The following is a 1,730-nucleotide window of genomic DNA, read 5'->3' as shown; positions in this document are numbered from 1 at the left end:
GCCGAGCACGGCACCGCCGACGACCCGGAGCGTACGGTCGTCAAGGTCCGCGAGCCCCGCAAGAAGGAGGAGCGCGAGCCGGGTACTGGCTTCGACGAGGTCCAGTCCATCAAGGGCTCGACCCGCATGGAGGCGAAGAAGCAGCGCCGCCGCGAGGGCCGCGAGCAGGGCCGTCGCCGCGTCCCGATCATCACCGAGGCGGAGTTCCTGGCGCGCCGCGAGGCCGTCGAGCGCGTGATGGTCGTCCGCCAGAGCGGCGAGCGCACCCAGATCGGCGTCCTCGAGGACAACGTGCTCGTCGAGCACTACGTCAACAAGGAGCAGGCCACCAGCTACGTCGGCAACGTCTACCTGGGCAAGGTCCAGAACGTCCTGCCGTCCATGGAGGCCGCCTTCGTCGACATCGGCAAGGGCCGCAACGCCGTCCTGTACGCCGGTGAGGTCAACTTCGAGGCGCTCGGCATGGCCCACGGGCCGCGCCGCATCGAGACCGCGCTCAAGTCCGGCCAGTCGGTCCTGGTCCAGGTGACCAAGGACCCGATCGGCCACAAGGGCGCGCGTCTGACCAGCCAGGTCTCGCTGCCCGGCCGCTACCTGGTGTACGTCCCCGAGGGCTCGATGACCGGGATCAGCCGCAAGCTGCCCGACACCGAGCGCTCCCGCCTCAAGACGATCCTCAAGAAGATCGTCCCCGAGGACGCGGGCGTCATCGTGCGCACCGCCGCCGAGGGCGCGAGCGAGGACGAGCTGCGCCGTGACGTCGAGCGGCTCCAGGGTCAGTGGGAAGAGATCCAGAGGAAGGCGAAGGGCACCAGCGGCTCCAACGCGCCGACGCTGCTCTACGGCGAGCCGGACATGACCGTCCGGGTCGTCCGCGACATCTTCAACGAGGACTTCTCCAAGGTCATCGTCAGCGGCGACGACGCGTGGGAGACCATCCACGGATACGTCTCGCACGTCGCGCCCGACCTGACGGAACGGCTCTCGCGCTGGACCTCCGAGGTCGACGTCTTCGCGACGTACCGCATCGACGAGCAGTTGATGAAGGCGCTGGACCGCAAGGTCTACCTGCCCAGCGGCGGTTCGCTGGTGATCGACAAGACCGAGGCGATGATCGTCGTCGACGTCAACACCGGCAAGTTCACCGGCCAGGGCGGCAACCTGGAGGAGACCGTCACCAGGAACAACCTGGAGGCGGCCGAGGAGATCGTGCGTCAGCTGCGGCTGCGCGACCTCGGCGGCATCGTCGTCGTCGACTTCATCGACATGGTGCTGGAGTCCAACCGGGACCTGGTCCTGCGGCGGCTCCTGGAGTGCCTGGGCCGCGACCGCACCAAGCACCAGGTCGCCGAGGTCACCTCACTGGGCCTGGTTCAGATGACCCGCAAGCGGGTGGGCCAGGGGCTGCTGGAGTCCTTCTCCGAGACCTGCGTCCACTGCAACGGGCGCGGCGTCATCGTCCACATGGAGCAGCCGACGTCCGTCGGCGGCGGCGGTGGGGGCGGCAAGAAGTCCAAGAAGCGCGGCCGAGGCGGCGCGGGCCAGGAGCACGAGCACGGCCACGACCACGACGAGCAGGCGGCCGAGCCCGCCGAGACCGAGGCCGAGCTGGCCGCCGAGGTCGCAGCCCCGGTGGCGGTGGAGCCCGCGGTCCGGGAGGACGACGAGTTCTACAGCAGCCCCGCCGAGGCCGAGGCGGCCGCCACGCGCGGCCGTGGCCGCCGCCGGGC

The 1,730-nt window shown here is 70.1% G+C and carries 1 protein-coding gene; it reads left to right on the top strand.

Annotated elements, in window-relative coordinates; all coding sequences use genetic code 11:
- Positions 1–1,730, top strand: a 1,730-nt coding sequence (locus tag ACFWM7_RS35195; protein ID WP_383268835.1) for an Rne/Rng family ribonuclease, incomplete at both ends; no start/stop codon positions are given.

This window comes from Streptomyces sp. NPDC058375, from assembly GCF_042723425.1.
Taxonomy (GTDB): domain Bacteria; phylum Actinomycetota; class Actinomycetes; order Streptomycetales; family Streptomycetaceae; genus Streptomyces; species Streptomyces durocortorensis.
The sequence above is the reverse complement of the archived record's forward strand: the minus strand, read 5'-3'. Positions and strand labels throughout refer to the sequence as shown.